Annotated in this window: 1 protein-coding gene; it reads left to right on the forward strand. The window is 40.4% G+C overall.

From position 1 onward, the window contains the following. The first annotated feature begins 299 nt into the window (after positions 1-299). On the forward strand, positions 300-1,571 hold the full coding sequence (locus DWZ61_RS19365; protein WP_022204360.1) for an IS110 family transposase: 1,272 nt from the start codon (positions 300-302) through the stop codon (positions 1,569-1,571). Positions 1,572-1,660 lie beyond the last annotated feature (89 nt).

Genomic DNA, 1,660 nt, shown 5'->3' on the forward strand with positions numbered 1-1,660 from the left:
CATAGTTTTTGTCATTCCTTTCGCTTCGCTCAAGGCACAAACAAGTTATGAAAAATGTTGTGCCCCTCCACTCTTTGATTTATAATTCTTTCAAGGAATAGCAATACACTACAGAGCACGGAAGGAGAAGTGGCGAATTTATTTCGACCCCGTATAGTTATATGTGCCGTCATCCTTACAAGCACAAACAAGTGGGACATTGAGCCCGGACTCTTATCATTGGTAATAAACCATGTTTATTCAGTCGCAGGATGACAGTCAATGTTGCTATTCCCTTTTTATTAAGGTGGTGATACTTAATGATGAAGTTAAAATACTCCATCTGCTGTGGACTTGATGTCCACAAAAATGTTATCGTTGCAACCATCGTAACTACCAATAAGGACGGCATATCCGAATATCTGCAAAAATCTTTTTCAACCATCAACTCAGATATTCAAAGGTTTCACAACTGGCTTATCGAGAATAATTGCTATCATGTTTGTATGGAATCCACCGGAAAGTATTGGATTCCTATTTTTAATTATCTCGAAAATGACATTGATGTCTGCCTTACACATCCGAAGTATGTCAAAGCCATTAAAGGCAAGAAAACGGACAAAAAGGATTCTAAATGGATTGCCGACCTCTACAAATTTGATCTTGTCAGATGTTCCTTTATTCCTCCAAAAGATTTTCGTCAGCTTAGGGAACTTTCCAGATACCGTTTCAAGCTGGTCTGCATGAAGTCTTCCGAGAAGAATCGCATCCAGAACTGTATGACCATTTCCAATGTCGGCATTGCCAGTGTTCTTTCTGATCCTTTTGGCAAGACAGCAACTGAAATCATCTCTTATCTATTGGAGCATACTGCCGATTCCATGGATGAAAAAGCTGTCCGCAAACTCATAAAGAAAGGGGCTAAATCCAAGTCTGATGAAATCATCGAAGCCATCAAAGGCTACACTATTGAAACAGATCAGGCTAAAAAACTAGAGCTTGCCCGGGGGCATCTGGAATATCTCGATGATATGATTACCCAGACCGAAGTGGAACTCTATGTCCGCATCAAGCCTTATTACGAGTTCGTGGAGTTTGTCAGTACCATGCCCGGCATGACAGAGTTAAGTTCCACGATTGTTCTTGCAGAAACAGGCGTTGATATGGATATTTTTGATGATGCAAAACATCTGTGTTCCTGGTGCGGACTTTCTCCTGCCAACAATGAATCCGCTGGTAAGAAAAAGTCTGTCCGCATTGCCAAAGCAGGCGATTACCTGAAACCAATGATGGTTCAATGTGCCCTTGCTGCAATTAAGAGCAAAAAGCAGCCTTATTTTGCAATCAAATATGGTCGAATCAAAAAGCGACGTGGACACAAAAAGGCAATCATTGCCATTGCAAGAATGATGATGGTCTGTATTTACCACATGGTTTCAGAAAAGAAGCCCTTTACCCCTACTGACTATGAGGAATTGATGGACCCTCAGAATCATGTAGAGAGTGTCGTCTTGAATGAGAACAATGTGTTTGCTTACCTTGAAAGCCTTGGTTACGACAGCTCTAAGTTAGTGAAACGCAACGATAACTAACATTTTTTCTGCTTTCTATACTTGTAAAAACAGGGTTTTATGAACCCTTATATAAGTGCGCCCAAAAATCTACTTTATTTTTCACTCTT

Origin of the sequence: Clostridium sp. AF34-10BH (assembly GCF_003478095.1) — a bacterium.
Lineage (GTDB): Bacteria > Bacillota > Clostridia > Lachnospirales > Lachnospiraceae > Acetatifactor > Acetatifactor acetigignens.

What these genes read in the sequence shown, in the direction of transcription:
- DWZ61_RS19365 (WP_022204360.1), top strand. Translation starts at nt 300, where the DNA reads ATGATGAAGTTAAAATACTCCATCTGCTGTGGACTTGATGTCCACAAA.